At 67.2% G+C, this 475-nt stretch carries 2 protein-coding genes; both read right to left on the bottom strand.

The window, feature by feature from the left end:
* Positions 1-98 (bottom strand): hypothetical protein (locus HX846_RS40535; protein ID WP_372242082.1); only part of this gene is annotated, 98 nt, incomplete at its 3' end.
* The coding region (gene paaI, locus HX846_RS38640; RefSeq protein ID WP_178967631.1) for a hydroxyphenylacetyl-CoA thioesterase PaaI at positions 91-475 on the bottom strand (385 nt) is incomplete at its 5' end. The genes HX846_RS40535 and paaI, both read right to left, overlap by 8 nt.

Raw genomic sequence — 475 nt, 5'->3', positions numbered from 1 at the left:
GGCACCGCTCCGAGGTCGTCGGCGCGCACGCTGCTCAAGGCGCCGGCGTAGCGGCCGATCGGGGTGCGGACTGCGTCGATGATCAAGGCGTCATTCATTCGGATTCTCCTGCGCCAGCACCGTGCCGCGCACTTTGTAGGATTTGCCATGGAACAGCGCAATCAGCTGGCCCAGTTGGTTTTCGATACGGACGTCGTAGTTGCCGGTGCGACCCGAGCGGCTTTGCTCGCGGCAATCGGCACTCAAGGTGTCGCCCAGGTGGGCCGGGGCGATGTAGTCGATGCTGCAGCCGAGCGCCACGGTGGCGTCGTTGTAGCTGTTGCAGGCCAGGGCGAATGCCGAGTCCGCCAGCGCAAACAGGTAGCCGCCGTGGCAGGTGCCGTGGCCCTGGATCATGTCGGCGCGCACGCTCATGCCCAGTCGTGCGCAACCCGGCGCCACCGAGAGCAGGCGCATGCCCATGCCCTGGCTGGCG

The sequence above is a fragment of the Pseudomonas sp. K5002 genome (genome assembly GCF_013386655.1).
Classification (GTDB): Bacteria; Pseudomonadota; Gammaproteobacteria; order Pseudomonadales; family Pseudomonadaceae; genus Aquipseudomonas.
The sequence above is the reverse complement of the archived record's forward strand: the minus strand, read 5'-3'. Positions and strand labels throughout refer to the sequence as shown.